At 71.2% G+C, this 24,867-nt stretch carries 21 protein-coding genes; 15 read left to right on the forward strand and 6 right to left on the reverse strand.

The features are described 5' to 3' along the window. The first annotated feature begins 32 nt into the window (after positions 1-32). Entirely contained in the window at positions 33-278 is a 246-nt protein-coding gene (locus tag OG370_RS13510; protein ID WP_328463926.1) for a helix-turn-helix domain-containing protein, read from the forward strand. Beyond that, positions 275-874, forward strand: a complete 600-nt coding sequence (locus OG370_RS13515; RefSeq protein WP_328463928.1) for a DUF5753 domain-containing protein — start codon at positions 275-277, stop codon at positions 872-874. The genes OG370_RS13510 and OG370_RS13515 overlap by 4 nt, the downstream gene beginning before the upstream one ends. A gap of 38 nt (positions 875-912) precedes the next feature. Here OG370_RS13515 and OG370_RS13520 read toward each other — a convergent pair whose 3' ends face one another. After that, positions 913-1,737 carry a helix-turn-helix transcriptional regulator gene (locus OG370_RS13520; RefSeq protein ID WP_328463930.1) on the reverse strand — a complete coding sequence of 275 codons (825 nt, stop codon included), beginning with the start codon at positions 1,735-1,737 and terminating at the stop codon, positions 913-915. Positions 1,738-1,903: 166 nt separating this feature from the next. On the opposite strand from OG370_RS13520, the gene OG370_RS13525 reads away from it, so the two are divergent. Beyond that, positions 1,904-3,409, forward strand: a complete 1,506-nt coding sequence (locus tag OG370_RS13525) for an MFS transporter (protein ID WP_328463932.1) — start codon at positions 1,904-1,906, stop codon at positions 3,407-3,409. A gap of 59 nt (positions 3,410-3,468) precedes the next feature. On the opposite strand, the gene OG370_RS13530 is transcribed toward OG370_RS13525, so the two are convergent. From OG370_RS13530 to OG370_RS13540, 3 genes are all read right to left on the reverse strand, one after another. Continuing rightward, a complete protein-coding gene (locus OG370_RS13530; RefSeq protein WP_328463934.1) occupies positions 3,469-5,214 on the reverse strand; it encodes a CocE/NonD family hydrolase in 1,746 nt (581 codons plus the stop codon). Positions 5,215-5,318: 104 nt separating this feature from the next. Next, positions 5,319-7,586: a glycosyl hydrolase family 95 catalytic domain-containing protein gene (locus OG370_RS13535; protein ID WP_328463936.1), complete on the reverse strand. Its 2,268-nt coding sequence runs from the start codon at positions 7,584-7,586 to the stop codon at positions 5,319-5,321. Further along, entirely contained in the window at positions 7,493-8,134 is a 642-nt protein-coding gene (locus OG370_RS13540; RefSeq protein WP_328463938.1) for a hypothetical protein, read from the reverse strand. The genes OG370_RS13535 and OG370_RS13540 overlap by 94 nt, the downstream gene beginning before the upstream one ends. Before the next feature lie 446 nt (positions 8,135-8,580). On the opposite strand from OG370_RS13540, the gene OG370_RS13545 reads away from it, so the two are divergent. Continuing rightward, positions 8,581-9,144: a hypothetical protein gene (locus tag OG370_RS13545; RefSeq protein ID WP_328463940.1), complete on the forward strand. Its 564-nt coding sequence runs from the start codon at positions 8,581-8,583 to the stop codon at positions 9,142-9,144. A 105-nt stretch (positions 9,145-9,249) separates the two neighbouring features. Here OG370_RS13545 and OG370_RS13550 read toward each other — a convergent pair whose 3' ends face one another. Next, positions 9,250-9,987 carry an SDR family NAD(P)-dependent oxidoreductase gene (locus OG370_RS13550; protein ID WP_328463942.1) on the reverse strand — a complete coding sequence of 246 codons (738 nt, stop codon included), beginning with the start codon at positions 9,985-9,987 and terminating at the stop codon, positions 9,250-9,252. A gap of 85 nt (positions 9,988-10,072) precedes the next feature. Here OG370_RS13550 and OG370_RS13555 point away from each other — a divergent pair, with 85 nt between their 5' ends. From OG370_RS13555 to OG370_RS13580, 6 genes are all read left to right on the forward strand, one after another. After that, positions 10,073-10,714 carry a TetR/AcrR family transcriptional regulator gene (locus OG370_RS13555; RefSeq protein ID WP_328463944.1) on the forward strand — a complete coding sequence of 214 codons (642 nt, stop codon included), beginning with the start codon at positions 10,073-10,075 and terminating at the stop codon, positions 10,712-10,714. A 299-nt stretch (positions 10,715-11,013) separates the two neighbouring features. Further along, entirely contained in the window at positions 11,014-12,198 is a 1,185-nt protein-coding gene (locus OG370_RS13560; protein WP_328463946.1) for a helix-turn-helix domain-containing protein, read from the forward strand. 289 nt (positions 12,199-12,487) lie between these two features. Continuing rightward, entirely contained in the window at positions 12,488-13,738 is a 1,251-nt protein-coding gene (locus tag OG370_RS13565) for a helix-turn-helix domain-containing protein (RefSeq protein ID WP_328463949.1), read from the forward strand. Between the two features lie 122 nt (positions 13,739-13,860). After that, the gene (locus OG370_RS13570; protein WP_328463951.1) at positions 13,861-14,238 is read left to right on the forward strand and encodes a hypothetical protein; all 378 of its coding nucleotides are present in this window, start codon (positions 13,861-13,863) and stop codon (positions 14,236-14,238) included. Between the two features lie 208 nt (positions 14,239-14,446). Further along, positions 14,447-15,319 carry a helix-turn-helix domain-containing protein gene (locus OG370_RS13575; protein ID WP_328463953.1) on the forward strand — a complete coding sequence of 291 codons (873 nt, stop codon included), beginning with the start codon at positions 14,447-14,449 and terminating at the stop codon, positions 15,317-15,319. Between the two features lie 35 nt (positions 15,320-15,354). After that, positions 15,355-15,861 carry a DUF6907 domain-containing protein gene (locus tag OG370_RS13580; protein ID WP_328463955.1) on the forward strand — a complete coding sequence of 169 codons (507 nt, stop codon included), beginning with the start codon at positions 15,355-15,357 and terminating at the stop codon, positions 15,859-15,861. Positions 15,862-15,959: 98 nt separating this feature from the next. Here the strand turns inward: OG370_RS13580 and OG370_RS13585 are convergent, their stop codons facing one another. Continuing rightward, a complete protein-coding gene (locus tag OG370_RS13585) occupies positions 15,960-16,931 on the reverse strand; it encodes a LacI family DNA-binding transcriptional regulator (protein WP_328463957.1) in 972 nt (323 codons plus the stop codon). Between the two features lie 478 nt (positions 16,932-17,409). Between OG370_RS13585 and OG370_RS13590 the strand changes: the two genes are divergently transcribed. The 5 genes from OG370_RS13590 to OG370_RS13610 all read left to right on the forward strand — a co-directional run bounded on the left by OG370_RS13590 (position 17,410) and on the right by OG370_RS13610 (position 24,861). Continuing rightward, positions 17,410-18,681, forward strand: coding sequence for an ABC transporter substrate-binding protein (locus OG370_RS13590; RefSeq protein ID WP_328463959.1), 1,272 nt, complete (start codon positions 17,410-17,412; stop codon positions 18,679-18,681). Positions 18,682-18,716: 35 nt separating this feature from the next. Next, complete coding sequence (locus OG370_RS13595; protein WP_328463961.1) at positions 18,717-19,661, forward strand: carbohydrate ABC transporter permease; 945 nt, start codon at positions 18,717-18,719, stop codon at positions 19,659-19,661. Next, positions 19,658-20,602, forward strand: coding sequence for a carbohydrate ABC transporter permease (locus OG370_RS13600; protein ID WP_328463963.1), 945 nt, complete (start codon positions 19,658-19,660; stop codon positions 20,600-20,602). The genes OG370_RS13595 and OG370_RS13600 overlap by 4 nt, the downstream gene beginning before the upstream one ends. Before the next feature lie 128 nt (positions 20,603-20,730). Then, positions 20,731-23,337 carry a hypothetical protein gene (locus OG370_RS13605; RefSeq protein ID WP_328463965.1) on the forward strand — a complete coding sequence of 869 codons (2,607 nt, stop codon included), beginning with the start codon at positions 20,731-20,733 and terminating at the stop codon, positions 23,335-23,337. Between the two features lie 225 nt (positions 23,338-23,562). Continuing rightward, positions 23,563-24,861: an MFS transporter gene (locus tag OG370_RS13610; RefSeq protein WP_328463967.1), complete on the forward strand. Its 1,299-nt coding sequence runs from the start codon at positions 23,563-23,565 to the stop codon at positions 24,859-24,861. Positions 24,862-24,867 lie beyond the last annotated feature (6 nt).

Below are 24,867 nucleotides of genomic sequence, written 5' to 3' on the forward strand. Positions count from 1 at the left end.
CCGGCAGGACACCGTAGAGAGAGGAGAGCCGTATGGACGGCGGGAGCAGCAACGGGAACGAGGACGTCATCGACTGGGAGTGGCTGTCCGCGCGGGAGGTGTACGCGAGCGAACTGGCCTACCGGCGGCGGCAGGCGGGGCTGACGCTGATGGAACTCGCGGCGCTGTGCATGTACGAGCAGTCCTACCTGCACCGGCTGGAGCGGGGGCAGCGCCTCGGCACGCTGGAGTCGGCCACGGCGCTGGACAAGGTGTACGGGACCGGACGCTGCTGGTGAAGCTGTGGCACCTGGCCAAGCGGGAGGCGAAGGACAGGCCCTTCCTGGGGCTGGCCCCGTTGGAGGCGGACGCCGTGAGCATCCAGGAGTACGCCGTGAGCGCGGTGCCGTACCTGCTCCAGACCCGCGCGTACGCCGAGGAACAACTCCGCACCGCACGCCCGCACAGCATCGAGAAGCTGGCCGGGCAGGTCGCGGCGCGGTTGGGCCGGCAGGAGCGGCTCGCGGGTCCGAACCCGGTGCACTACCGCGCCCTGATCGACGAGTCGGTGCTGCGGCGCAAGGCGCGTGATCCGCAGACGTGGACGGGGCAGATGGAGCGCCTGATCACGGCGGCGCAGCAGCCCGATGTGTCGCTACAGGTCGTGCCGTTCGGGACCGGACCCCACCACATCCGCAGCTCCCTGGAACTCATCGTCTTCCAGGACGGCCGCACTCTCGCCTACACGCAGAGCAGTTGGAGCGGGCACCTCATCGACGAGCCCGAGGACGTCGAGGCGTTGCGGCTCGCCTTCGACCTGCTGCGGGACGCGGCGCTGACCCCCGCGGACTCGCTGGCGGTCCTGCACGGGGCCCGGGGCGAGGCCCTTCCGTAGCCTTGCCGCAGGCCGATCCACTTCCGCGGAAGAGGAGTTCAGCTCGCCCGCTCGTCCCGCACCGGGGTGAGCGAGCCGCGCCGGCCCTCGGGCGTGGCCAGCCACGCCAGCTTCGACTTGGTGTCGGCGTCGAGCGGGCTGTGCATCACGACGATCAGGTCCGCCCGGATCGGCAGCCGCAACTGGGTGCTCTCGAAGTGCAACGTGCCGACCACCGGGTGGGCGAGCCGCTTCTCCAGTTGCCCGCTCGGTTCGATGTCCCCGCGCGCCCACAGCTTCGCGAACTCGGGGCTGCGCGCGGAGACTTCGGCGACGATCCGGGGGAAGCCCTCATCGTCGGGGAACTCCGAGGCGGCGGCGCGGTACTGCGCCACCACGGTGGGGGCCACCGAGTCGGCGTCCTCGACCATGCCGCGGTAGCTGGGGTTGGTGAAGAAGGAGACCAGGCAGTTGGTGTCCTCGGCGGTGAAGCCGAACGCGTGCCCGGAGGCCTCGTTGAAGGCCACGATGTTCCAGTAGGCGTCCATGATGTGCGCCGGGTAGGGCATCCAGCCGTCGAGCAGGCGGTACAGGCCCGCGCAGACGTCGATCTCCGAAGCGGGCTCCGGCAGCGGCGGGTTGAGCCCGGCGAGTACGTAAAGGTGGCGCCGTTCGGGGCCGTTGAGCCGCAGCACCCGGGAGACGGCGTCCAGCACCTGCGGGGATACGGTGATGTCGCGGCCCTGCTCCAGCCATTGGTACCAGGACGCGCCGACCCCGGCGAGCACCGCGACCTCCTCGCGCCGCAGCCCCGGCGTACGCCGCCGCGGGCCGCCCTCCGGCAGGCCCGCCTCCACGGGCGAGACCCGGGCACGCCGGGTCATCAGGAACTCCCGCAGCTCCTCGCGCCGCCGCCGACCCGGTGCCGTGCTTCTCGTCGCTGTCGTCCCCGCCACTGGCTCCCCCTCGGCCGTCGGCCCGGCTGGTGGTACGACCACCAGCATAAACCGCGGCTCCCCACAGCCGGCCGGACCGGCCGAGGGTGGCCGTATGCCAACCGACTCCACCACGACACCCGCGACGCCCGCGGCACCCTCGGCACCGACCGCCAGGACCGGCGCGACTCCGGCGACCGGCGCGGGCGCCACGACCACGGCCACCACGGCCACGACCACGGCCACCCCCACAGCACCCGGCCAACAGCTCGGCGCACGCGCCAAGTTGATCCTCTTCGTGCTGTGCGCGGCCCAGTTCATGGTCGCGCTCGACTTCTCCATCCTCAACGTGGCCCTGCCCGTCCTCGGCGCCGACCTGGGCATGAGCCGGGCCAACCTCCAGTGGGCGGTGACCGCGTTCGCGCTGCCGTCGGGCGGCTTCCTGCTGCTCTTCGGCCGGATCGCGGACCTCTACGGGCGGCGCCGGCTCTTCCTGACCGGGCTCGCGCTGTTCGCGGTCGCGTCGCTGCTGGCCACGCTGGCGTGGAACCCGGCGGCGTTCCTTGGCGCACGCGCGCTCCAGGGGCTCGGCGCGGCGATGGTCGTGCCGACCGGGATGTCCCTGCTGACCACCACCTTCCCCGAAGGACCGCAGCGGGAAAGGGCGTTGGGGATCAGCGGCACCCTGCTGTCGCTGGGCTTCACCATCGGCGTGGTGCTGGGCGGCACCCTCACCGACGCGTTCGGCTGGCGCTCCACCATGGGGCTGCTCGCGGGCGTCGCCGTGCTGGTGCTGGCCGCCGCGCCGGGCCTGCTCACCGAGTCCCGGCACCCGGGCCGGCCGCGGATCGACGTGCCGGGCGCGGTGACCGTCACCGGCGGCCTGCTCGCGCTGATCTACGCGCTGTCCACCGCGGCGCAACACGGCTTCGGCGGCGCCGACGTGATCGTCACGCTGGTGCTCGGGCCGCTGCTGCTGGGCGCGTTCGCGCTGGTCGAGTCGCGGGCCGCGGAGCCGATGGTCTCGCTGGCGATGCTGCGCCGCCGCAGCGTCGCCTTCGGCAACCTGGCCGGGCTGGCCACGTTCTCGATGATGAGCTCGGTGGTCTTCCTGCTCACCCTCTACCTCCAGGAGGTCCGCGGGCTGTCGGCGTTCCGCACCGGCCTGGTCTTCGGCGTCCAGGGCGTGTTCGCGGCCGTCACGGGGATGACCGCGGCCCGCGTCATCGGCCGGATCGGCGCCCGCGCCACCGTGCTGACCGGGCTGGCCGTGCAGGCGCTGCTCACGCTCCCGCTCCTGCTGCTCGGCCCCGGCTCCGCAGGCACCTGGCTGGCGTTGGCCGCGGTCTCCCTCGCCTGCGTCGGCCACCTGCTGGTCGTCGTCTCCTACGGCATCACCGCGACCTCGGGCCTGCCCGACCACGAACAGGGCCTGGCCACCGGCCTGGTGACCAGTTCCCAGCAGGTCGGCATGACCATCGGCATCCCGCTGCTCTCCGCCCTCGCCGCCGCCCGCCCGCACTTCCTCGCCGGCCTCCACCTGGCGCTCGGCGTCGACGCGGCCGTCCTCGCCGCAGCCGCCCTCCTGGTCGCCGCCGGGCTGCCCCGTACGAGGAAATAACACGCCTGGGGGGAATGGGAGTTCAACATGCCTGGTCAGGGCGCAGGGCGGCGCTCGGGTCAGGGCGCGGGGACGGACGGGAGCACCAGGCGGGAAGCGCCCGGCACGACCGTCTGTACGGCGGAACCCGGCTCGGGTTGCCAGCGCGGGTAACTGGTCGCGGCGACGTGCACGCGCAGGGCGTGGCCCGGCCGGAAGACGTGGTGCGCGGACCACAGGTCGACGTCCACGGCGGTCTCGATCGGACCGGGCGGAACGGCTGGACCGGCTGGACCGGCTGGACCGGGCCGGCCGACGGGGTGGGCGGCGCGGGTGATCCCGTCCGCGAGGTTGACCGAAGTGCCGTCGGGCGCGACATCGCACAGCCGCACCACCCAGGTGGCGATCGGCGCGGTGCACGTCACCGTGAGCACCGCGCTGATCCGCCCGGCGATCTCCAGCGGGCGGGTCAACGGCGCGCTCGTGTGGACGAGTACGTCGGGGCGCGCCTCGATCGGCCGCAGGTCGGCGGGCCCGGCCGGGTGCTGCTCGGTCAGTAGCAGCGCGCCGCCGAGGGCGGGTACGGGGTCGGCCGGATCGTGCCGGAACGACCGGCCGGGCCCGGCCGTACCTGTCACCGAAGGAGGCCGCGTGGACAGTTCGCCGTTCGCGTGCAGGTACCAGGCGGTCGGGTCGCTCGGCGGCGGCCACGCGGCGAACCGGCGCCAACGGCCGGCCCCGGTGACGAAGACGAGAGCGGTGGCGTCCGCGTGGGTCCCGCGCGCCCGGCCGGCGCCGGGTTCCGGCACGTTCCGCGGCTCGGCCGCGTCGCGCGACGTCCGGGCCACGACTCCCGCGTGCACCACCACCGCCTCCAGCCAGTCGAGTTGGCGCTCCAGCAAGGAGCCGCCTCCGTCGATGTGCGCGCTGTCCGCGTGCGGCCCGAAGTCGAAGACGCCCCCGGGGGCGGCCGGTTCGGCCCGGCCGGACTGGTTCTCGTGAGTCCACGGGCCGATGATCAGGGCGGTGCGGTGGCCCGCGGCACGGGCGGCGACGTGGTTGTCGAGACTGCCCTGGAGGAACGCGTCGTGCCAGCCGGCGACGGTGAGCGTGGCGACGGGCGGCAGCGCCGTGTGGTCGGCGGGAACGGCGCGGGGCGGCGGGGCGCCGACCCGGCCGGGGACGGGCAGGCCCAGCGTGGCCGGCGCCGCGAGGTCCCAGCGGCCGGCACGCAACTCCCCCTCGGCGCGGGTGAGTTCCGCGAGCGCGGCGCGCCGCCGGACCGCGTCGGCCGCGTGCCTGCGGCGCAGCACCTCGTGGCCGAGGCCGAGCGTCCACTGGACGGGCAGGCCGAGTTCGCGGGCGCCCCCGCGCGCGAGCAACCCGTCAGCGGGGTCGGACCAGGTGAACTCCGGTACGGCGGCGACCAGTTCGGGAGGCGCCGCTTCGATCGCGGCCCACTGGGCGTGCCCGAGATAGCTGGGCCCGTACATCGCCACCCGGCCGTCGCTGCCGGGGAGCCCGGCGGCCCACCGGACGGTGTCGTGGCCGTCGTCGTACTCGTGGGCCAGCGGCTCCCACGCGCCGTCGGAGCCGAACCGGCCGCGGGTGTCCTGGAGGACGACGAGCCAGCAGCGGCGGGCCGCGGTGGCGGGGGCCAGGCGGGCGAGTATCCCCGGGTCGCGCCGCCCGTAGGGGCAGCGGGCGAGCAGGACCGGCCAGGGCCCGTGCCCGTACGGCGGGCGGTACACGTCGGCGCGCAGCACCGTGCCGTCGCGCATCGGGGCGTACGCGGTGCCGTACGTCACGGGGCTGGTGGACGTCACGGGGGCTCCTCGTCACGTGCGGGCCCCCGCCGTGGACAAGACGGCGGGGGCCGGTCGGCGGGGGCAGAACGCCAACGTGCGCTCTGTGAAAGCCGGTTGACGGGTCAGGTGATGGACAGGTCGTCGATGTAGCCGCGGTAGCCGCCCGAGCCGCCGGGGTGGTCGTAGCCGACGAGGACGCGCGCGATCCGCTTGCCGGAGTTCTTCGCCGCGAGGTCGACGGTCACGTGGTTCCACGCGTCAGGCGTCAAGCGGCCGCACTGGTGGGCGGGATGGATCTGGTCGCCGTTCTGGTCCACGGCGCCGGAGTCGCGCAGCGTGCTGCCGTCGGTGAAGACCAGGTCGACGGCGACGCACTCGCTCTCGGTCGAACCGGCGGGCACCCAGGGGGTGGTGGCGTGCGACTCGGGGTAGATCCAGTAGCCGAGGGTCTTCGCGGTGCCGATGTCCAGAGGTGCGGCACTGAGGTCGTAGACCTTGAGGTAGGCGTGCGGGCTGCTGCCGGCGGCACTGCCGGAGTACATCAGCGCGGCCGTTCCGGTACGGGAGGTCTCCCCGCTGCGGACGCCCGTCTGCGGGCCGGTGGAGTCGGAGTTGATGCCGGTGACGCCCACGACGTCGCCGCCCGCGGTGTCGACGGAGTCGGTCCAGGTGGGCTGCGGCTGGCCGGACTCGAAGCCGGTGGAGAGGCTGGTGCTGGTGGTGCCGCTGCCCGCCTTGACCGGCTGGGCGAGTTCGGCCTGCACGGTGGCGTAGGAGGTGCCGGGCCTGGCCAGGGTGATCGTCTCGCCCGCCGACGTGCTCAGCGTGATCTTCGTGCCGGACACGGTGCCCGCGTGGGAACCGCCCCGGTACACCTGCACCGGACTGCCGGGCCAGGGGTTGGTGACGACGAGGTCGCCGCCCTTCTGGCTGACCGCGCGGACGTACTGCACCGCGTTGTCCGCCATGCTGCTGGAGATCAGGAAGCCGCCGTCGGCCATCAGGTCGCCGAACTTCGCGTTGGAGTTCGCCGGCCAGTCCGCGAAGACCTTCACGTCGCCCTGGAAGGACTGGAGCAGCATCTCGTCCAGGCCGGAGGTGGTGACGTTGATGTTCTCGATGCCGCCGCCGCCGTGGTGCACGGCGAGGTTGGGGTAGGAGTTGTCCACGGCCTCGGTGTGCAGGTTGGCCAGGATCGTGGCGGGGTCGTAGCCGACCCGGGCGGCGGCGGCGTAGAAGGTGGCGGGCGCGTTGCCGCCGTGCCAGGCCGCGGTGAGCTGGTCGACGGTGTTGCGCGCGGTCTGCACGAGCCCGGCCGGGCTGTCCAGGCCGACCTGGCCGCCCGGGTAGACGGCCTGGATGTCGATGTCGTTGCCGTCGTTGACCCAGCCCGCGCCGGTGGAGGTCTCCCGGAAGACGGTCTGGCCGTTCTGCGTCATCGTCGGCAGCGGCGCCAGGTGCGCGTCGATGTCCTGCCAGGTGGCGCGGGTCCCGGCGTCCTGGCCGAGCGCGGCGCTCATGTCGGTCAGGCCCTCCATCAGCAGGTGGACCAGGCCGAGCGACAGGATGCTGTTGGTCTGCGGGTAGGCGTTGCCCTCCTGCGGCGCGTCGTTGGTGATCGTGTACGTGCCGGAGGAGTCCTTGGTGAGGTAGTTCTGCCAGAACAGGCCGACCTGCTTCAGGAACGGGTAGACCTTCGCCGCGTACGTCGCGTCGCGGGTCTGCTCGTAGCGCATCACCATGTCACTGGCGACGTTGACCGCGTCGGACTTCTGGTTGTACAGGTTGGTGTCGGCGCTGGTGCCGTTCGGGGAGATGCCGACCGGGTAGAGCACGCCCTGGAAGCCGTTCTGCTGGGCGAGTTGCTGCCCGCGGCTCATCCAGTCCAGCACCGGCTGGTCGTAGGCGTCCATCTGCGCGATGTGATTGGTCGTCAGGGCGGCGTAGAACGGGGCCTGGTAGTTGTAGTTGGTGTGGTAGTCGCCGTTCCAGTTCATGTCGCCGGTGATCCAGTTGCCCCACAGGCCGGGCGCGTACTTCCCGCTCCGCGACACGCTGCCGAGCAGGTAGAGGGAGCCGTACCAGCTCTTCTCCACGTCCTTGTCGCCGATCTGCACGAAGGACTGCGACCAGTAGGAGTTCCACCAGCCGCGGTGCGAGGCGTTGTGGTCGTCGACGTTGCCCTGGGTGAGGTTGTCGACCAACGCGTCCGCCGCGGACTGGTAGTCGGCGGAGTCGTTGCTGCTCTCGATCGCCGCGACCAGCGTCGAGGTGGTGTTCGGCTGCATCGTCAGGGTCAGCTTGCTGCCGGATATCGACTGGCTCTGCCCGATGGTGCGCATCGCCATCCGGGCGCGCGGGTCGCCGCTGCCGCCGGTGTCGGCGACCACGTCGGCGTCGAGGTCGTGGTCGCTGGTGGAGACGGTGGGCGTGCCGCCCGTACGTTCTGCAGGGTGACGCCGATGCTCTGGGCGCTGCCGCCGGTGAGCGTGAACGACGTGACGAACAGGTTGGTGTCGGCGTCCACCCAGCTCCGCGTGGCCAGCGTCTGCCCGCCCAGGGTGTACGTGCCGCGCACCTCGGCGTGCTGGATGTCCTGCACCACGTGGTACGACGCCCCGGCCAGGCCGCCCGCCGACACCACGATCCGGCCGAGCGGCTTGATGGCGTGGCTCGTTGAGGACCAGAAGTCGTTCTTGCCCACGTAGAACGTCTGGTTGTCGATGCCGCCGCCGACCGCGACCCCGACGTCGCCGTTGCCCATCAGCGGCGCGTCCACGGTGTCGCCGCCGGTGAGGTGGCTCGGTGGCGCGTTCCACACGCCCTGGTACTGCGCGACGGTGGCCACGCCCTGGTTCGCGGTGATCGAGTCGGCCACCGCCGGCCGGGACAGCACCGTGGTCACCATGGCGCCCATCACGACCGCGGCGGTGGTCACGCTTCCCGCTCGTCTCGCAAGCGATGTGAGCCTCATCAGGCTGCTCCCTCTCTGCTTCTTCACGCCGGTCTCCCCGCGGGCCCGCCCGCCGCCGGCGCCCTCCGCTCAGGCACGCGCGGGAAGGGCGAACAGCGGTGTGCGGACGGGGAGGTGGGGGGCTCGGAGCGGGGGCACCGGCGGTCGGCGAAGCGGACCGGCACACCCGAAGACGTTCCCGGGAGGCGGCTCGCGGACCCGAGATAACGTTATCTTTGAATGACTGGGTTCATTTATAGGTGCGGGGCGGGCGGGTTGTAAAGGGGACGGCAGCGGAACCGTGGGGTCGGGGTGCCGCCGGGGGCGCGCGTGGCGGCGCCCGTGGAGACCTGGACCGGTATCGCCGACCCTCCTCGTAGTCTGCGTACCTCGGGCGTCCCCCGCGGCATGCGCCGTTATCGTTGCCACCCATGGGTGCAGCGATCACCACCGTCGTGCTGGCGTTTGTCGGGTATCTCGTCACCTACCTGAACGGTCTGCGGCTGTCTCAACGACAAGAGCGGCTGGCGCGGGTGAACCGGCAGCTGAGCGAGTTCTACGGACCGCTCCTCGCGCTGACCGAGATCAACAGCCGTGTGTACAAAGCCTTTTCGGAGCGGCATCCGCGCCCTGACGGCCGATCTCCCCTGCAGCACGGAGCGGGCGAGATGCCGTTGACCGAGGAGGAACTGGCGGAATGGCGCCTATGGATCGCGACGGTGTTCCTGCCCAACCATCGGGCCATGCGCGACGTTCTCGTCACCAAGGCAGACCTGCTGCTGGAACCGCACATGCCGCGCATCCTGCTGGAGGTGTACGCGCACGCCTCCTGGCACGAGATCGCCGTGGCCAGATGGGAGCAGGGCGACCTTGCCCTCGAACAGCCCCCGCAGCCCTTCCCCGTGACGGAGATGCGCCACTACGTCCGGGACGGCTTCGACCGGCTCAAACAGGAGCAAGCCGCCCTGCTGGGGCGCCGCCGGTACCGCACCTGACCAATTGAGATCACGTCCACGCTGCAGTCACAAGGTCCGCCTGACACGGCCGTGAGTGCGCACCATCGCCTCGCGGGGAACCGGATGCGCACCACCGGCCGTCGTTCAGGCCCGGGAGTAGCCGCCGTCGGCGAAGAGTTCGGCGCCGGTGACGAACGACGAGGCGTCCGAAGCCAGGAAGAGCGCGGCCTCGGCGATTTCCTCGGCGTCGGCCAGCCGCCCCAGCGGCACGACGGCCTCGGCGAACCGGTCGACGTCCGGCCCCGCGGCGCCCAGCAGGCCAGGGGTTCGCGTGGGTCCCGGGCTGAGCACGTTGACCCGGAATCGGCGCTCCCGCGACTGCCGGGACCAGTTGTGCACGAGGTTGCTCACCGCCGCCTTCGAGGCGCTGTAGACCTCGAGTTGCTCACTCGGCCGCACGCTGTTGCTCGAGCCGACGACCAGGACGGAGGCGTTCTCCGCCAGCAGCGGAAGCGCCTTCTGAACGGTGAAGAGCGGGCCCTTGACGTTGACGGCGAGCGTCAGGTCGACGTTCGCCTCGGTGTGGGCGCCGAGCGCGGCGTCCGCGACGACTCCCGCGTTCGCCACCAGCACGTCGATGCGTCCGGCCTCCTCGCGGACTCGCGCGTAGAGCGTGTCCAGGTCGGCCAGGACCGAGACGTCGGATCGTACGCCGGTGGCCGAAGGACCAATCTCCTTGACTGCCGCTTCGAGGCGGTCGATGTCCCGGCCGGTCACGAAGACCCGTGCGCCCTCCCGGACGAAGCGGTGGGCGATGGCCAGCCCGATCCCGCTGGTCCCTCCGGTGATCACAGCCACCTTGTCCTGCAGCACGCCTGGCATGTCGAACCCCTTCAGTTGTGGAATGGATCGTCCACAACGTAGCCAGTAATGGACGATCGAGTCAAGAATGGTTAGGCTGAGGACCATGCCGAGACCACGCGCATTCGACGAACGCCAAGTCCTGGAGCAGGCCCGGGAACAGTTCTGGGCGACCGGATATGCCGGAACCCGGATGGACGACATCGCCCGGGCGACCGGCCTGGGCAAGGGCAGCCTGTACGGCGCGTTCGGCGACAAGGGCAAGCTGTTCCACCGCGTGTTCGGCGACTGGTGCACCGCAGTCGTCGAGGTGGCCGAAGGGCGGCTGGCAGGTGGCCCGGACGCGGAGGCCTTGTCCCGGCTGTCGGGATACGTGCACCTCATGGCGGAGAACGCCGCCTCGGACACCGAGCGCCGCGGGTGCCTGTTGGCCAAGGGCGCGGCGGAACTGGCCCAGCACGATCCGACGGTCGCCGGACGGTCGGCCGAGACCGTGACAGCACTGCTGACCCTGCTGCGGACGGAGATCAGCGCCGCCCAGCGCCACGGCGACATCGACAGTGCTGCGGACCCGGAGCGGTTGGCGGCATTGCTACTGACGGTGGTCCGCGGTATCGAGGCGGTAGGCAAGGCCGGCCTGGACCCGGAGACGCTGCGGAACGTTGCCGACACCGCACTGGCGGTCCTGCCCATGCCCGAGGGGCGGAAACGCCTCGCAGACGCGCGCAGCCCGGCCCGCGAGAACTAGCTTGGCGCCATCACGGCCACACGATCCGCCGGAGACGGCCTGGCTAGGAGGGCGACCTCGCTCCGAACCGCGAGGGGTCCTACGGGGTGGACCGCGCCGGCTCAGCCCACCGGGCCTATCGTGCCGTGGTTCGGTGCTCGCGGTGCCGAGAAACGGCCCCGACCCATACTCTGACAGTTCCGACAAGCGGCGGATCTGCTCGGGATCGCCCGGCACGAGTTCACCGCCGTACTACCACGCACGTAGGCGGCCGTTCGCGGGGGTACCGTTTTGGTGTCGACGCCGAACGGGAGACCGTTATGCCTGCCTATGCGGAAGAGCACACCGGGGCGCGCGTCTTGCATGCCCGCAAGGTCAGAGGACTGACGCGGCGTGAGCTCTCCGACGCGTCGAGCGTCGCCTACAGCACGCTGACGAAGGTGGAACAAGGCGTCATGCCGGCGAGCCCCTCCGTGTTGGGCGCCCTCGCACGGGCGTCGTCGGTGCCTGTCGCCGAACTGACGGGGCAGCCGTACCTCGGGGAATTGCGGCAGGACCAACTCGACGGGTTGATAGAGCCGATCCGGGAGGCGCTGAACGTCTACGACCTGGGCCCGGACCCGGACATCTCACCGCGCGCGCCCGAGGAGATGGAGACCGACGCCGAAGAGATGTGCGCCCTGGTACGCGCAACCGACATCAAGAAGGTCGCGGCAGAACTGCCGAGTCTGATCTTCGAGGCTACGACGGCGGCGCACGTCAGTCCGAGCGAGCGGCATTGGCGCTTGCTGGCCAGTACGTACCGCACCGCCTACGACGTCACGACGAAGCTGGGCTTCTTCGACCTGTGCACGGTTGCCCTGGACCGCATGGAGTGGGCGGCTCAGCATGCCTCCGATCCGGTCATCAGCGGCATGCGTCAGTACCTGCGAGCGCTGGCCTACCTGCGTGCAAGTGACTACCGCACCGGTCAACGACTGATCGGCCTGGGAATGAACACATTGAAGCAGGCAGATCCCGGACGAACGCGAGACGTCCTGACCGGGCAGCTTCATCTCGGTGCGTCCGTCCTCTCGGGCAGGGACAAGGACAGAGACGCGGCCGAGGGGCACCTGGACGAAGCCGAACGGATCGCCCAACGCACCGGACCGGCCGAACGAATCCACTGGCTCTCGTTCGGTCCCACGAACGTCGCCGCACACCGGGTCAGTGTCCTCGCCGAACTGGATCTGTATCCGGAGGCCGTCCAGACGGCAACCGCCATGACCGTTCCGTCTGACTGGCCGTTGTCCCGGCGGGCTCACCACCACGCCGAGGTGGCATGGGCCCAAATGTGGAGCGGGCACACGGAAGGGGCGTTCAAGAGCCTGCAACAGGCGAGGACGCTGGCTCCGCAGCAAACGCGGTACCACCCGATCGTGAGGGAGACCTACGCCGGGCTGGAGTCCGCTCGGCGCCGCATGCCGGAGACCTTCACCAACTTCGGTGACTGGCTGGGAAACTGAACGTAGATCGTTGGCCGGGCTCGGGACCAGCCGTGGGGCCAACGCTCCAGCAGCGCGGCCGAATACGCCTCTGTGCGCGCGGTCGGCGGCTTGAACGGGCTGCGGTCCTCCCAAAAGGGCGACCTCACTCCGAACCGCGAGGCGGCCCTACGGGGTGGCCCGGCCCGGCTCAACCACCCACCGGGCCTACCGTGACGCGGTTCGGTGCTCGCGGTGCCGAGAAACGGCCCCGCCCCATACTCTGACAGTTCCGACAAGTGACGAAGTCGCCACAAGAGGATGGGCACTGATGCCTTCAGACGGTACGTCAGACCCGTACACCGATGCGCTGGCGTTCGGCCAGCGGCTCCAGGTTCTCCGCAACAGTCGAGGCATCACCCGTGAGCAGTTGGGCGGCCTGCTGGGTCTCACCGGTTCGTGGGTCAAGGCAGTGGAAAGCGGTCGACTCAAGACGCCGAAACTCGAAGTGATCCTGCGGATCGCCGAGATCCTGCGGGTCCGAAATCTGGCGGACCTCGCCGGCAACCAGGCTCCCCCGGTCGAGTTGTTCGCGGGACCGGGGCATCCGAGACTGGCCGCTGTGAAGGCTGCTGTGGATGCCTACCCGGTCGGATCGCAGCATGAGGCGCCGCCGACTGCCCACCTGCGAGCCCGGCTCGATCGTGCCTGGGCCTCGCGGCACAGATCGCCCAACCATCGTGAGGTGGTGGGGTCCCTGCTGCCGGACCTGATCCGGGACGCGCAGGCGGCGGTCCGACAGTCCGACCGGGCAGAGGAACGGCGGGCGGCCCAGGCGATCCTCAGCGAGACGTACTCGCTGTGCCAGTTCTTCGTGGCCTACCAGCCCGACGCCGCGCTGCTGTGGCGGGTGGCCGAGCGTGGGCTGGTGGCCGCACAGGAGAGCGAAGACCCGCGCGCCATCGGCCTGGCGGCCTGGCTGGCGGGGCAGGCGCACCGGGACGCCGGCCCGGCCCACTTCGAGGCAGCGGACGCGGTGGTTCTGGAGAGCCTTGCGTATCTGATGCCCCTGCTGCCGGACGCGCCGGACGAGGTGCTGGCCATCGCCGGTGCGTTGACGTTCGAGGCCGGATACACCGCCGCGCGGAGAAGCGAGACGGGTACGGCCTGGCGGTACTGGGATCAGGCCCGCGCCATGGCCGAACGCCTGCCCGGCGAGTACTACGACCCGGTCACGTCGTTCTCGCAGGCCATCATGGGGGCGCACGCCGTGACGGTGGCCGTTGAACTCCATGCCGGCGGTGAGTCCGTCCGGCAGGCCGCGGCGGCGGATGCGGTGACGATTCCTTCCCGCCCCCGCCGCGCCCGCCACCGTATCGAAGAGGCGCGCGGATTCCAGTTGGACGGTCAGCCGGACGTCGCCCTGGCAACATTGGAAAAGGCGTACGAGTCCGCGCCGGAGACCATCAAGTACAACGGCTATGCGAAGCGGATCGTGCTGGAGGAGACCACATCGAAGAGCCCCGACCGTCGTCGGCGCGCCTCCCAACTCGCCGTGCGGATAGGGATGCTGGCAGCGTAGTCAAGGGGACACAATCTGTACCCCTGCCATGTGACAGCAGCCCATAACGTCTTCGTCCTGAGGACCCCCGTGACCGTCTGACCGGTCCGGGGGCGTGGACCACCTGACGAAGGCAGGCCGACATGCGCGAGTTCATGGAGTCGTGGCCGCCCGGGGCGAGAGCGGATGTGGGCGGGCCCGCGGTGAGCGGCGCCCGGCTTCTGCCGTGGCCGGGGCCGGACGGCGGCGCGTGCTATCTCCGGTCGGATGAGTGTGACGCGTTGTGGCGGCTGGCCGACGAGATGGAGTCGGTGCAGCTCGGGATGGGTCGGGAACTGCTGGGCTTTGTCCGCCGGACGCTGGCGGAGGCGACGCCTTGGGACTGTGAACTCCAGGGCATGGTGGCGCACTTGTGTACGGCGTTGTCGGACGCGCTGCGGGTCGCCGACAGCCGTGGGGCGCTGCTGGGCCTGCCCGGCAGTAGGGATCGGGTGGGATCGACGGTGGACGTATCCCGTTGATCGGGCCTGCCCTCGTTGCGTGAACTCCCCCTTGTAGCTCAGTCAGGAAGAGCCCGGGCAGCACCGCACGCTCTCCGTTCATTCGTGCGGGCAGGCCCGATGACTCCGGTTCGAGTCCGGACAAGGGGACGTGGCGGCCCGGCACGCGGAATTCCCGCGCGCCCAGGCCGAATACCACCACGACCGACACCGTGGAAAGGAGAGCCGCATGGCCAGCACGAGCGGCGGAGACGGCAAGACGAAGATGCTCATCGACTGGGAGTGGTTATCCGCAAGGGAGTTGTACGCCAGCGAACTGGCCTACCGGCGGCAGCAGGCGGGGCTGACGCTGATGGAACTCGGGGCGAAATGCCTTTACGAGCAGTCGTATCTGCATCGGCTGGAGCGGGGGCAGCGGTTGGGCACCGTGGAGGCGGCTGCCGCGCTGGACAAGGTGTACGGCACCGGCGACCTCCTGGTGAAGCTGTGGCACCTGGCCAAACGCGAGGCGAAGGACAAGCCGTTCCTCGGACTTGCCCCCTTGGAAGCGGACGCGGTGAGCGTCCAGGAGTACGCGGTCAGCGCCGTGCCGTACCTCCTCCAGACCCGCGCCTACGCCGAAGAGCAACTGAGCACCGTCCGCCCGCACCGGGTCAAGGAGTTGGGCGCCCAGGTCGCCGCACGGCTGAAACGCCAGGACCGCCTCACCGGACCCAACCCCGTCCACTACCGCGCGCTGATCGACGAAGCCGTACTGCGCCGCAAAGCCCGCGACCCCCAGACGTGGACCGCCCAACTGGAACACCTGATCACGACAGCCCAGCAGCCCGATGTCTCCCTGCACGTCGTCCCGTTCGGCACCGGACCCCACCACATCCGCAGCTGCCTGGAACTCATCTTCTTCCAGGACGGCCACACCGTCGCCTACACCCAAAGCAGTTGGAGCGGCCACCTCGTCGAAGAACCCGAAGACGTCGAACCCCTCCGCCTCGCCTACGACCTGCTCCGCGACACCGCCCTCACGCCAACGGACACCCTGACCTTCCTCCGCACCGCGCTGGCCGAGCACGCGCCGCAACCGCAACCGGCTCTGCCCGCCTGAACCCGGCCACACGACAAGAATCGACAAGGAACGAGATGCAGACCCGTAAGACCTCTTCCGCAACGGCCGGGCCCTCGGCCTTACCCACCGCACCTCGCCGATGGACCCTCACCGCCACCGACGGCCGCACCCTCACCGGCCACCTGCCCGCGTGGGCCGGGAACGACCCGAGCGAGCACAACGTACCCCCCGGTGCCTGGGAGGACCGGCTCGCCGACATCCATCTCACCCGGCGCTTCCCGGGACGCACGGTCCCCGTCTACTGCGCCACCAGCCCGGCCCCGGGACCCGTCGCCGAGGAAGCCTTCTCCTGCACCCTGGACTGCAACCCGCACGCCGAAGCACCCGAACCCCGCGCCCCGCTGGTCAACCTGCACCTGTGCGGGGACAGTTGGCTCACCGACCTCGGCCCGCAGGACCTGGCCCGGCTCGCCGCCACGTTCCGCTGGGTCGCGAACCGCCTCGACCAGGAAGTCCGCCCCGCCCTGGTGGACGCGCAAGAGGACTGGGCCAGGCACGCCGATGCCGCCCGAAAGCCGTAGCACCCGAAAGCCGTGCCGCCCAAAAGCCGTAGCACCCGAAAGCCGCGGCAACCGGCACTCACCGGACTCCCGCGGCGCCGCCGCTCCGTTGAGAACCCTCAGAGCGGGATCTCCCCCGACCCGCGGGTGATCAGCGTGGTCGGCACCGTCACCGTCCGCACCGGGCGCCCCGGGTCCGCCAGCCGCGCCTGGAACAGTTCGATCGTGGTGCGCCCGATCTGCACGTCACCCTGGGCGACGACGGTCAACCCGGGCCTGAGCAGATCCGCGAGGCCGAAATCGTCGAAGCCGACCAGCGCGGTGGCGCCGAAGTCGGACCCGAGCGCGCGGATCACGGCCACCGAGGTGGAGAAGTTGCCGGTGACGATGGCCGTCGCCGGGTCCGGCCCGCTCCGCAGCCGCTCCAGCGCCGCGGAAATCCGCTCGGCGGTGATCGGCCCGGGGTGCACCATCCCGTCGAGCGGGCCGCCGGCCGCCCGCAGGCAGTCCCGGAACGCGGCGGCGCGCTGCCGCCCGGTGTAGATCCGCTCGTCGTCCCCGATGTAGCCGATCCGCCGGTGGCCCTGCTCGGCGAGGTGGCGGAAGGCCAGCTCGATCCCGCCCTGGTTGTCGGACAGCACCGTGTCGACCTCGACTCCGGTGGCGGGCCGGTCGAAGGCCACCACGGCCAGCCCGGAGTCGATCTCGGGCTGGAGGTACTGGTGACCGTCCGCGATCGGCTCGATGATGATCCCGTCCATGCGGCGCCCGCACATCGACATCACCGCCTCGCGCTCGCGCACCTCGTCGTCCTCGGTGGACATCGCGACGACCGTCAGGCCCGCGCCGCGCGCCGTCTCGTCGACCGCCCGCAGCACCGGGTGCGCGTCGGCGATGTGCCGCACCGCCGCGCCGATGGTGCCGGTGCGGCCACTGCGCAACTGCCGGGCCCGCTCGTCGGGTTGGAAGCCGAGATGGTCGATGGCCTGCCGGACCCGCTCGGCCAGCGCCCCGCCCACCGTCGTGTCGCCGTTGACGACCCGCGAGACCGTACGCAGCGCCACACCCGCTTCACGGGCCACATCGATCATCGTGGGCCGGCGCGGACGTGACGATCCGCGCTTTCCGGCGGCACCAGGACCAGCCACTTCGCTTCCCTCTCCTCGATCGCCCACGGCCCGCCCCCGGGGTCGGCCCGAGATCCGTCCGTGATCACCGAGGGGCTTGACTTGCTGTCCTGGAACCCTAGTGTACTCGGCGAGAAAACGTTATCTCGCCGTCAGGACGCGGCAACCGCCGAAGCGTCCCCGGTCCGGGACACGTCCGTGCTCGCCGGTTTCCGCCTGCCCCAGAAGCGCTCCGCGGCACCGACGCGGGCCTCCCGCAGTCCCCCGCAGCCCTTCCGTCGTTACTCAAAGCACTTCCCTCGTCACTCAACGATCCTCGCAAGTCCTCCGCTGTACCCCGCAGTTGCCGTGACCCGTGGTCCGTGGCCCCGTGCCCCCGTGACCACCGGCCGTCACGGCCGCCGCGCCGTACGCCGACCCAACCCTCCCGAAAGGTACGGCCATGCTCAGACGAAGTGCCGCCGCGCTCGTGGCGGCCGGTGTGCTCGTCCTCACCGCGTGCTCCGACTCCGGCTCCGGCTCTTCCGCGAACGGGGGCGGAACGTTGACCTACATGACGTTCAACTCGCCTTCGCTGACGCCGACGTTCTGGAAGCAGTCCATCGCCAGGGCGCAGAAGGACGTGCCGGGCGTGAAGATCAAGCAGGTGGTGGCGCCGAGCACGGACCGCGACTCCTACGCCAAGCAGCTCCAGGCGTCAGGGCAGTTCCCCGACCTGCTGCAGTCGATCACGCCGTCGCAGTACACCGCGGCGGGGCTGCTGCGGCCGTACGACCAGAGCTGGGTCGACCAGAACTTCCTGCTGCCGCAGGGCAACGCGATCAAGGGCAAGGTCTACATCCCGCCGACGAACTCGCAGATCATCCCGCTGGTCTTCTACCACAAGTCGCTGTTCAAGAAGGCCGGGGCACAGGTGCCGACGACCTGGCAGCAGTTCCTCGACGCCAACGCGAAGCTCAAGTCCGCCGGCCTGACCCCGATGGAGCTGGGCGGCAACGACCCGTTCGCCGCGGCGATGCCGCTGACCGGTGCGATCAGCGCGGACGTGCTGGGCAAGAACCCGCGGTGGATTCAGCAGCGTTACGCCGGAAAGGTGAAGTTCGCCGACTCCGACGTGGTCGCCGCCGCGACGAAGATGCGCACGCTGGTGACCAAGGGCTACTTCGAGCAGGGCGCGCTCAACGTCAGTTACGCCGACTCGATCAAGAACTTCAACGCGGGCAAGGCCGCGATGTACCCGATGGGCAGCTGGTACCTCGGCTCGATCCCGAAGGACCAGTGGAACGACATCGGGGTCTTCCCGTGGCCGACGGACGACGGCTCGGTGGTGGTCCCGTTCGCGGTCGGCGGCTCGATGGCCATCGCCACCAAGGTCGGTGACCCGGCCCAGGCGACGAAGTTCGCCCAGGCGTGGTCGCTGGACCCGGACAACCTCAAGGCGCTGATCGAGGGCGACGGCGCGTACCCGATGCTCAAGGACAAGACGCTCGCCGACTACCACGTCACGGTCAGCCCGGCGTTCAGCGACTCCTACGCCTACGTCACCAGGACCGACACCAAGGTGAGTTCGATCGGCTGGGCGACCAACGACGACGCGCTGCCCGGCTCCGGGAACAACGACTTCTACGCCGCCGCACAGGCGCTGTTCAACTCCGGCGACGTCAAGGGCCAGATGGCCAAGCTCGACAAGGCGTGGAGCACGTCGACGCAATGAGCACCCGGACCGCTTACGAAGGGAGGGGGACAGCAGTGCAGCCGCTCTCGGACGCCCCGCGCTTCCCGCACACCTCGCGCTTCCCGCACCTCTCGCACTGGTTGCGCGACACCACCGAGGACCTCGGTCTGCGGCTCATCGCCGCGTTGGGTCTGCTGCTCTACCTGGTCTTCATCGTCGTGCCGGTCTTCATGAGCCTGCGCAGCAGCTTCACCGACGAGAACCCGCTCAGGTCCGGCAGCCACTGGATCGGCCTCGCCAACTACTCCGAGATGCTGCACGACAGCCAGCTGCGCGACAGCGTGCTGTTCACGCTCGCGCTGGCGGTCGGCGTGACGGTCGTGGCCAACATGATCGGCCTCGCCTTCGCGATGCTGCTGGACCGGACCGAGTTGAGCTACCGGGTGCTGCGCACCATCGCGTTCCTGCCCCAGGTGATCTCGGGGGTGATCGTCGGCTTCGTGTGGAAGACGATCCTCACCGAGGACGGCCTGCTCAACGACCTGCTCAAGCGCACCCACGTGGTGCACCAGCCGGTGGACTGGCTGGGCACGCCGCACCTGGCGCAGCTGTCGGTGGGGATCGTGGTGGCGTGGGTGCTGTCCGGCTTCACCACCGTCGTCTACCTCGCGGCGCTGCAGAACATCCCGCGCGAGCTGTACGACGCGGGGTCGATCGACGGCGCCAACTCCCGCCAGCAGTTCCGCATGATCACGCTGCGGATGGTCGCCCCGGCGACCACGATCAGCGTGACGATCTCGCTGATCACGGTGCTGAAGCTGTACGACATCATCCAGGTGCTCACCTCCGGCGGCCCCGCCGACGCCACCCAGTCCACGGCGCAGTACATCGTGAAGATGGCGTTCACCTCCGACCGGTTCGGCTACGCCTCCGCCATCGCGATGTTCCTGCTGGCACTGTCCGCGGTGATCGCCCTGTCCGTCACGAGCATCCTGCGCCGCAGGGAGGTCGACCTGTGACCGTGCACGCCGTTCCGACCGTTCCCACCGCACCGGACCGGGCCCGTGCGCGGCCGCGCCGGGCCGCGGCCCCGATGCCGCGCCGCTCGCGGCGGGGCCGTCCGGGCCGGTCGCGCAGCAGCTGGCTGAGTCCGGCCCGGCTGACCCTCGCGGTGATCGTGGTGCTGGTGTTCGTCAGCCCGATCTATCTGACGATCGTCAACGCGTTCAAGAAGGAGGGCGACATCGTCGCCGGCCCGGCGACGCCTCCGCTCCATCCGACGCTGGGCAATCTGCACACCGCGCTCAGCCGGCCGGACCACCTGCTCCAGCACGGACTGCGCAACTCGCTGATCGTGGTGGTGTGTTCGGTGCTGCTGCTGATCCCGCTGGGCTCGGCGTTCAGCTTCTACGTCTCCCGGCGGCGGACCCGCACCCGCGCGGCGGTGCTGGCGGTGCTGGCCGCGGGGCTGATGATCCCGCCGCAGGTGGTGCTGCTGCCGACCATCCGCATCCTGACCTTCCTCGGCCTGGACCACAGCTATCCGGGGCTGATCCTGTCCAACCTGGGCGGCGGCTACTTCTCGTTCGCGGTGTTCGTCTACGTCGGCTTCATGCGGGCGGTGCCCGACGAGGTGGTGGAGGCGGCCCGGCTGGACGGCGCCGGCGGGCTGCGGATCTGGTGGACCATCGTGATGCCGCTGGTGCGGCCGGCCACCGCGACCGTGACCATCTTCCTTTCGCTGTGGATCTGGAACGACTTCCTCAACCCGCAGTTCATCCTCGGCCCGCTCCAGGGCCAGACCATCACCACCGGTCTCTATCTCTCCGTGGGGCAGTTCCAGATGGATTACGGCCAGTTGTTCGGCATCATGTTCCTCGCCGGGGTGATCCCGGTCGTCGGGTACCTCACCCTGCAGAAGCAGTTCATCGCCGGTCTGACCTCGGGATCGACCAAGTGAGCGCGGCGCCGGGCGGCGTGGGGCTCGCGGCGGGCCCCGGTCCCGAGCCGGCCCCTGTTCCGAATACGGCTTCGGTTCCGGTTAGGGTTCCGGTTCCGACGGAGGGCGGTCCTGACCGGCCCGAGGGAGTGCCCGCGCTGGACGACCTGGCCGGCGGGTGGCTGCCGGTCGAGGAGCTGGCCCATCTGCCGTCGCTGCGCAACCAGTGGGGCCAGGCGCACCTCAACGCGGACCTGGCGTCGCTGTCGTGGGTGGCGTTCCCGCCCTACAGCGGCGGCTACCACACCGGGGTCCTGCGGGTGGACGGCCGCCCGCTCGCCGCGCAGCGGATGCGCTGGTCCCCCTGGGGCGTCCAACGCGCCGCCGAGCAGGGGCCGTTGACCGTCGAGACCGACGTGCGGATGGCGTACGAGCGCAGCCGCGTGCTGTGGCGGATCACGCTGCGCAACGACTCGGCGGAGCCGGTGCGGACCGTCGTCGAGCAGGAGATGCTGGCGATGTTCGCGCACTCCGAGGTCGACTGGGGCTGGCTGTACGGAACTCCGTGGAACTCCGGCCACCACCACGACTTCTACGCCACCGAGCGGCTGCGCGCCGAGGTGACGGCTGAGCGGCCCCGGCAGGTGCAGCTCCTCCCGCACGGCGAGCGCTGGATACGGCTCGGCTCGCCGCGCATCCCCGGCATCCAACGGGATGAGGACACCGCGCCGATGCTGCTGGAGTCGGAGCTGCCGGACCACTCCGCGCCGGACTCCGGCCGGGTGCGGGCACCCGGCGCACCTTGCCTGGTACGGCAGTTGGCGGTCGAGCGGAGCAACGGGGTACGCACCGCGATCGGCGACGGCGTGGCCGCGTACACCGTGCGGGCCGGCACCGACCTGCGGGTCGGACCGGTGGCGCTCGGCGCGGGCGACGCACTGCAGTTGGAGGTGCGGGTGGACCAGCCCGGGGTGAGCGGGGTGGTCGCCACTCACGGCAACCATCCGGACTCGGCTCAACTGGGCTTCCATGAAGGGCGGTTGACGCTGCGGATCGGCGGGGAGCTGGTGGTGGCCGAAGAGCCGCTGCCGCTCGGGTCCTGGCACGCGGTGGGCGTGCGGCTGTCGGAGCAGGGCGCGACGCTGCTGGTCGACGGCACCGCCGCGGGGCGTACGGCGCCGTGGTGGGGCGGGCAGCGGTGGACGGCCGAGGCGCTGCCCGGCGGCGGGGTGCTGGTCACGGACGGGGCCGGGCCGGCCCGGTCCTGCTACGCGTTCCAGGCCGCGCCCGACGCACTGACCGTGGACGGCGCGCGGGCGGTGGCCCGCTGGGAGGTCGCGCTCGCGCCCGGGCAGCGGGTCGAGCTGGGCTTCGTGCTGGACGTGGCCCGGGACGCGGACGCGGCGCGGCGACGGGCGTACGGCGCGGCGGCCGGCTTCGACGCGGCTTTCGCGGAGGTCGCCGAGCGGTGGCGCGCCACCTGGGCGTACGCGTTCACGCCGGGCAACCCGGAGTTCTCCGGGCACCTTCCGGCGCTGGTCACGGCCGACCCGGACCTGGCGCGCACCTACTACCTGGGGGTGCTGCTGGCGCTGTACCTGCGCAACACGCAGGTGTCGCGGACCGGTCCGGTGTTCCTGACCGGCGGGCCCCGGCTCGGGCCGACCACGACCTTCTTCTGGGACCAGTCGGAGTTCGCCCGCACCGCGGCGCTGCTGGAGCCGGCCGGGATGCGGGCATGGATCGTGGCGGCGCTCGGCCAACCGTACGACCACTGCCACTCGTTCGACACCCGCAACCTGCTGCCGGTCGGCAACCACTACGCCGCGAACGACCACGCGCTGTTCCGTACCGCCACCGCGTATCTCGGGGTGACCGGGGACCTGGGACTGCTCGCCGAATCCACGGGCGGGCGCAGCGTGTTGGACCATCTGCGGGCGATGGCCTACCGGCCGCGTTCGCGGTCGGCGGCGTTCGGCGGAGGGGTGCTGGTCGATCTTGGCCGGGACGCCTGGGAGTTGCTGGAGTGCGTGCCCAACTACCGTGACGCGGTCACATCGTTCAATGCCGGCTACGTCGGCATGCTGCGCTCGCTCGGCGGGCTGCTGCGCCGGCTCGGCCTGGACGCGGAGGCGGCCGGCGCCGAGCAGGACGGCGACGCGCTGGCCCGCGCGGTACTGGACGGCTACGCCGGCGGCGGGCGGTGGCTGATCCGGCATCCGGAGGGCAGCGAACCCATCGGCCACTGCCTGGACTTCGCGCTGGTGGCCGCCGACATGACCGGTGACCTGTCGGCGGCGCGGCGCACGGAGATGGTGCGGTTCGTGACGACCCGGCTGATCGACGGCGACTGGATGCGGGCGCTCGACCCGGCCGACCCGATCGCGCCGCTGTCCGACCGGCCCGACCACGGCGCGGCGGGCGCCTTCGCGGCCTGGCCGGGGGCGACCGCGTACGGGCTGTGCCGGCTCGGGCGGGCCGACCTCGCGGCGGACCTGCTGCGGCGCGGCCATCGCGCCACGTCGGGCGGGCTGTGGGGGCAGGCGATGGAGGCCACCGCGGACGGCCGCTACCGCGTCGCCGAGCGCGGGGTGTCCAACCGGGAGAGCGTGGCCGCCGTCGCGGTGACCGAGGCGGTGATCGCCGGGTTGTTCGGGGTCGAGGCGGATGCGGCCGGCGGCGGCGCGGCGCTGCCGGGTCCCGGGCGGACGGTGGTGTCGCCGTTCGGGGAGCTGCGCAACGTCCGTACGGCGTAGGCCGATCGCCGGGCGTGCGCCGCATGTGGTCACGCCTGGCACCTCGGCCATCGATGCACAACTCCCGGTTGTGGCTCGCCGGACGGATGGTTGTTTGCCCTGCCGTCCTCGCACTTGCTTTCATGGCGCCGGTCAACGCGGAGTTGTACGGGCGACATGGCGAGGGGTGCGCTGAACGTGACGGACGGCAGGGCGGACGATAGGGCACCCGGCGCGGCGGGAACGGTGGGGACGCGGTCGCTGGGGCGGCCCTTCGGCCGGCTCTGGGCGGCCTACGCGGTCAGCGCCTACGGCACCGGCTTCGGCTTCGGGGCGTTCCCGCTGCTCGCGATCATGGTGCTGCACGCCGGGTCGGGCGAGGTGTCGGCGCTGTCGGCCGCCGGGCTCGCCGTGGGTGCGGTGGCGGCGGTGCCGCTCGGCCCGTGGGTGGAGTTCCACCGCAAGCGGCCGGTGATGATCGCGATGGACCTGGTCCGGTTCGCCGCGATGATCAGCATCCCCGTCGCCTACGCGTGCGGCCGGCTCGGCTTCGCCCAACTGCTCGTCGTGTCCGTCGTCGTGGCCACCGCGAAGATCGCGTTCCGGTCGGCGAGCGGCGCCTACCTGAAGTCGCTGGTCCGGCCGGAGCACCTGCTTGTCGCCAACGGCCGCTTCGAGTCGACCACATGGAGCGCCACCGTGATCGGACCGCCGCTCGGCGGCGCCGCGATCGGGCTGTTCGGCCCGGTGACGACCGTGGTCGCCGACGCGGTCAGCTACCTGCTGTCGGCCCTCGGCGTCCGCGCGATCGGCGGCAGCGAGCCGCACCCGCGGGCCCGTACGACGCCGGTCCCCGCACAGGGCGGCGCCGCGCCCCGCTCGCGGATCGCCGAACTGCTCGACGGATGGCGGCACATCCTCGGCCACCCGACGCTGTGCCGGCTCTTCCTCAACACGCTCCTGATGAACGCCCTGCTGCTGGCCACCGAACCTCTGCTCGCCGTCCTCATGCTCGGCCGGCTCGGCTTCGCCCCCTGGCAGTACGGCCTCGCCTTCGCGCTGCCTTGCGTCGGCGGCCTGATCGGGGCGCGGATGTCCCGGCGGCTGGTCGCGCGGTTCGGGCAGCACCGCGTCCTGCTCGTCTCGGGCACGCTGCGCGCGTGCTGGCCGCTGTGGCTGGCGTTCCTCCGGCCCGGGATCGCCGGGATCGTGCTCGTGGTCGTCGTGCAGTTCGGCCTGGTCACCTGCATCGGCGTGTTCAACCCGGTGCTCGCCACCTACCGGCTGGAGCAGACCGCGACGGACCGCGTCGCCCGCACGCTGTCGGCGTGGACGGTCAGCAGCAACCTCACCGTCGCGGCCATGACCGCCCTGTGGGGCCTGCTGGCGGCCCTCACCTCACCGCGCCTGGCGATCGGCGCCGCCGGAGTCCTCGTCCTCGCCACCCCGCTGCTCCTCCCCCGCGCCGCCCGCGGCACCTCGGCGGCCGCCGACCCGGCCGACGCCCCGGCCGACGCCCCGGAGCCCGCCCGCGGCGCCGCGTGAAGCCCG

This window comes from Streptomyces sp. NBC_00448 (assembly GCF_036014115.1).
Classification (GTDB): domain Bacteria; phylum Actinomycetota; class Actinomycetes; order Streptomycetales; family Streptomycetaceae; genus Actinacidiphila.

Coding starts and splice junctions, on each gene's coding strand:
- OG370_RS13550 (WP_328463942.1), bottom strand. CDS start 9,987: ATGCCAGGCGTGCTGCAGGACAAGGTGGCTGTGATCACCGGAGGGACC.
- OG370_RS13580 (WP_328463955.1), top strand. CDS start 15,355: ATGCAGACCCGTAAGACCTCTTCCGCAACGGCCGGGCCCTCGGCCTTA.
- OG370_RS13525 (WP_328463932.1), top strand. CDS start 1,904: ATGCCAACCGACTCCACCACGACACCCGCGACGCCCGCGGCACCCTCG.
- OG370_RS13575 (WP_328463953.1), top strand. CDS start 14,447: ATGGCCAGCACGAGCGGCGGAGACGGCAAGACGAAGATGCTCATCGAC.
- OG370_RS13520 (WP_328463930.1), bottom strand. CDS start 1,737: ATGACCCGGCGTGCCCGGGTCTCGCCCGTGGAGGCGGGCCTGCCGGAG.
- OG370_RS13545 (WP_328463940.1), top strand. CDS start 8,581: ATGGGTGCAGCGATCACCACCGTCGTGCTGGCGTTTGTCGGGTATCTC.
- OG370_RS13560 (WP_328463946.1), top strand. CDS start 11,014: ATGCCTGCCTATGCGGAAGAGCACACCGGGGCGCGCGTCTTGCATGCC.
- OG370_RS13590 (WP_328463959.1), top strand. CDS start 17,410: ATGCTCAGACGAAGTGCCGCCGCGCTCGTGGCGGCCGGTGTGCTCGTC.
- OG370_RS13510 (WP_328463926.1), top strand. CDS start 33: ATGGACGGCGGGAGCAGCAACGGGAACGAGGACGTCATCGACTGGGAG.
- OG370_RS13555 (WP_328463944.1), top strand. CDS start 10,073: ATGCCGAGACCACGCGCATTCGACGAACGCCAAGTCCTGGAGCAGGCC.
- OG370_RS13585 (WP_328463957.1), bottom strand. CDS start 16,931: ATGATCGATGTGGCCCGTGAAGCGGGTGTGGCGCTGCGTACGGTCTCG.
- OG370_RS13570 (WP_328463951.1), top strand. CDS start 13,861: ATGCGCGAGTTCATGGAGTCGTGGCCGCCCGGGGCGAGAGCGGATGTG.
- OG370_RS13565 (WP_328463949.1), top strand. CDS start 12,488: ATGCCTTCAGACGGTACGTCAGACCCGTACACCGATGCGCTGGCGTTC.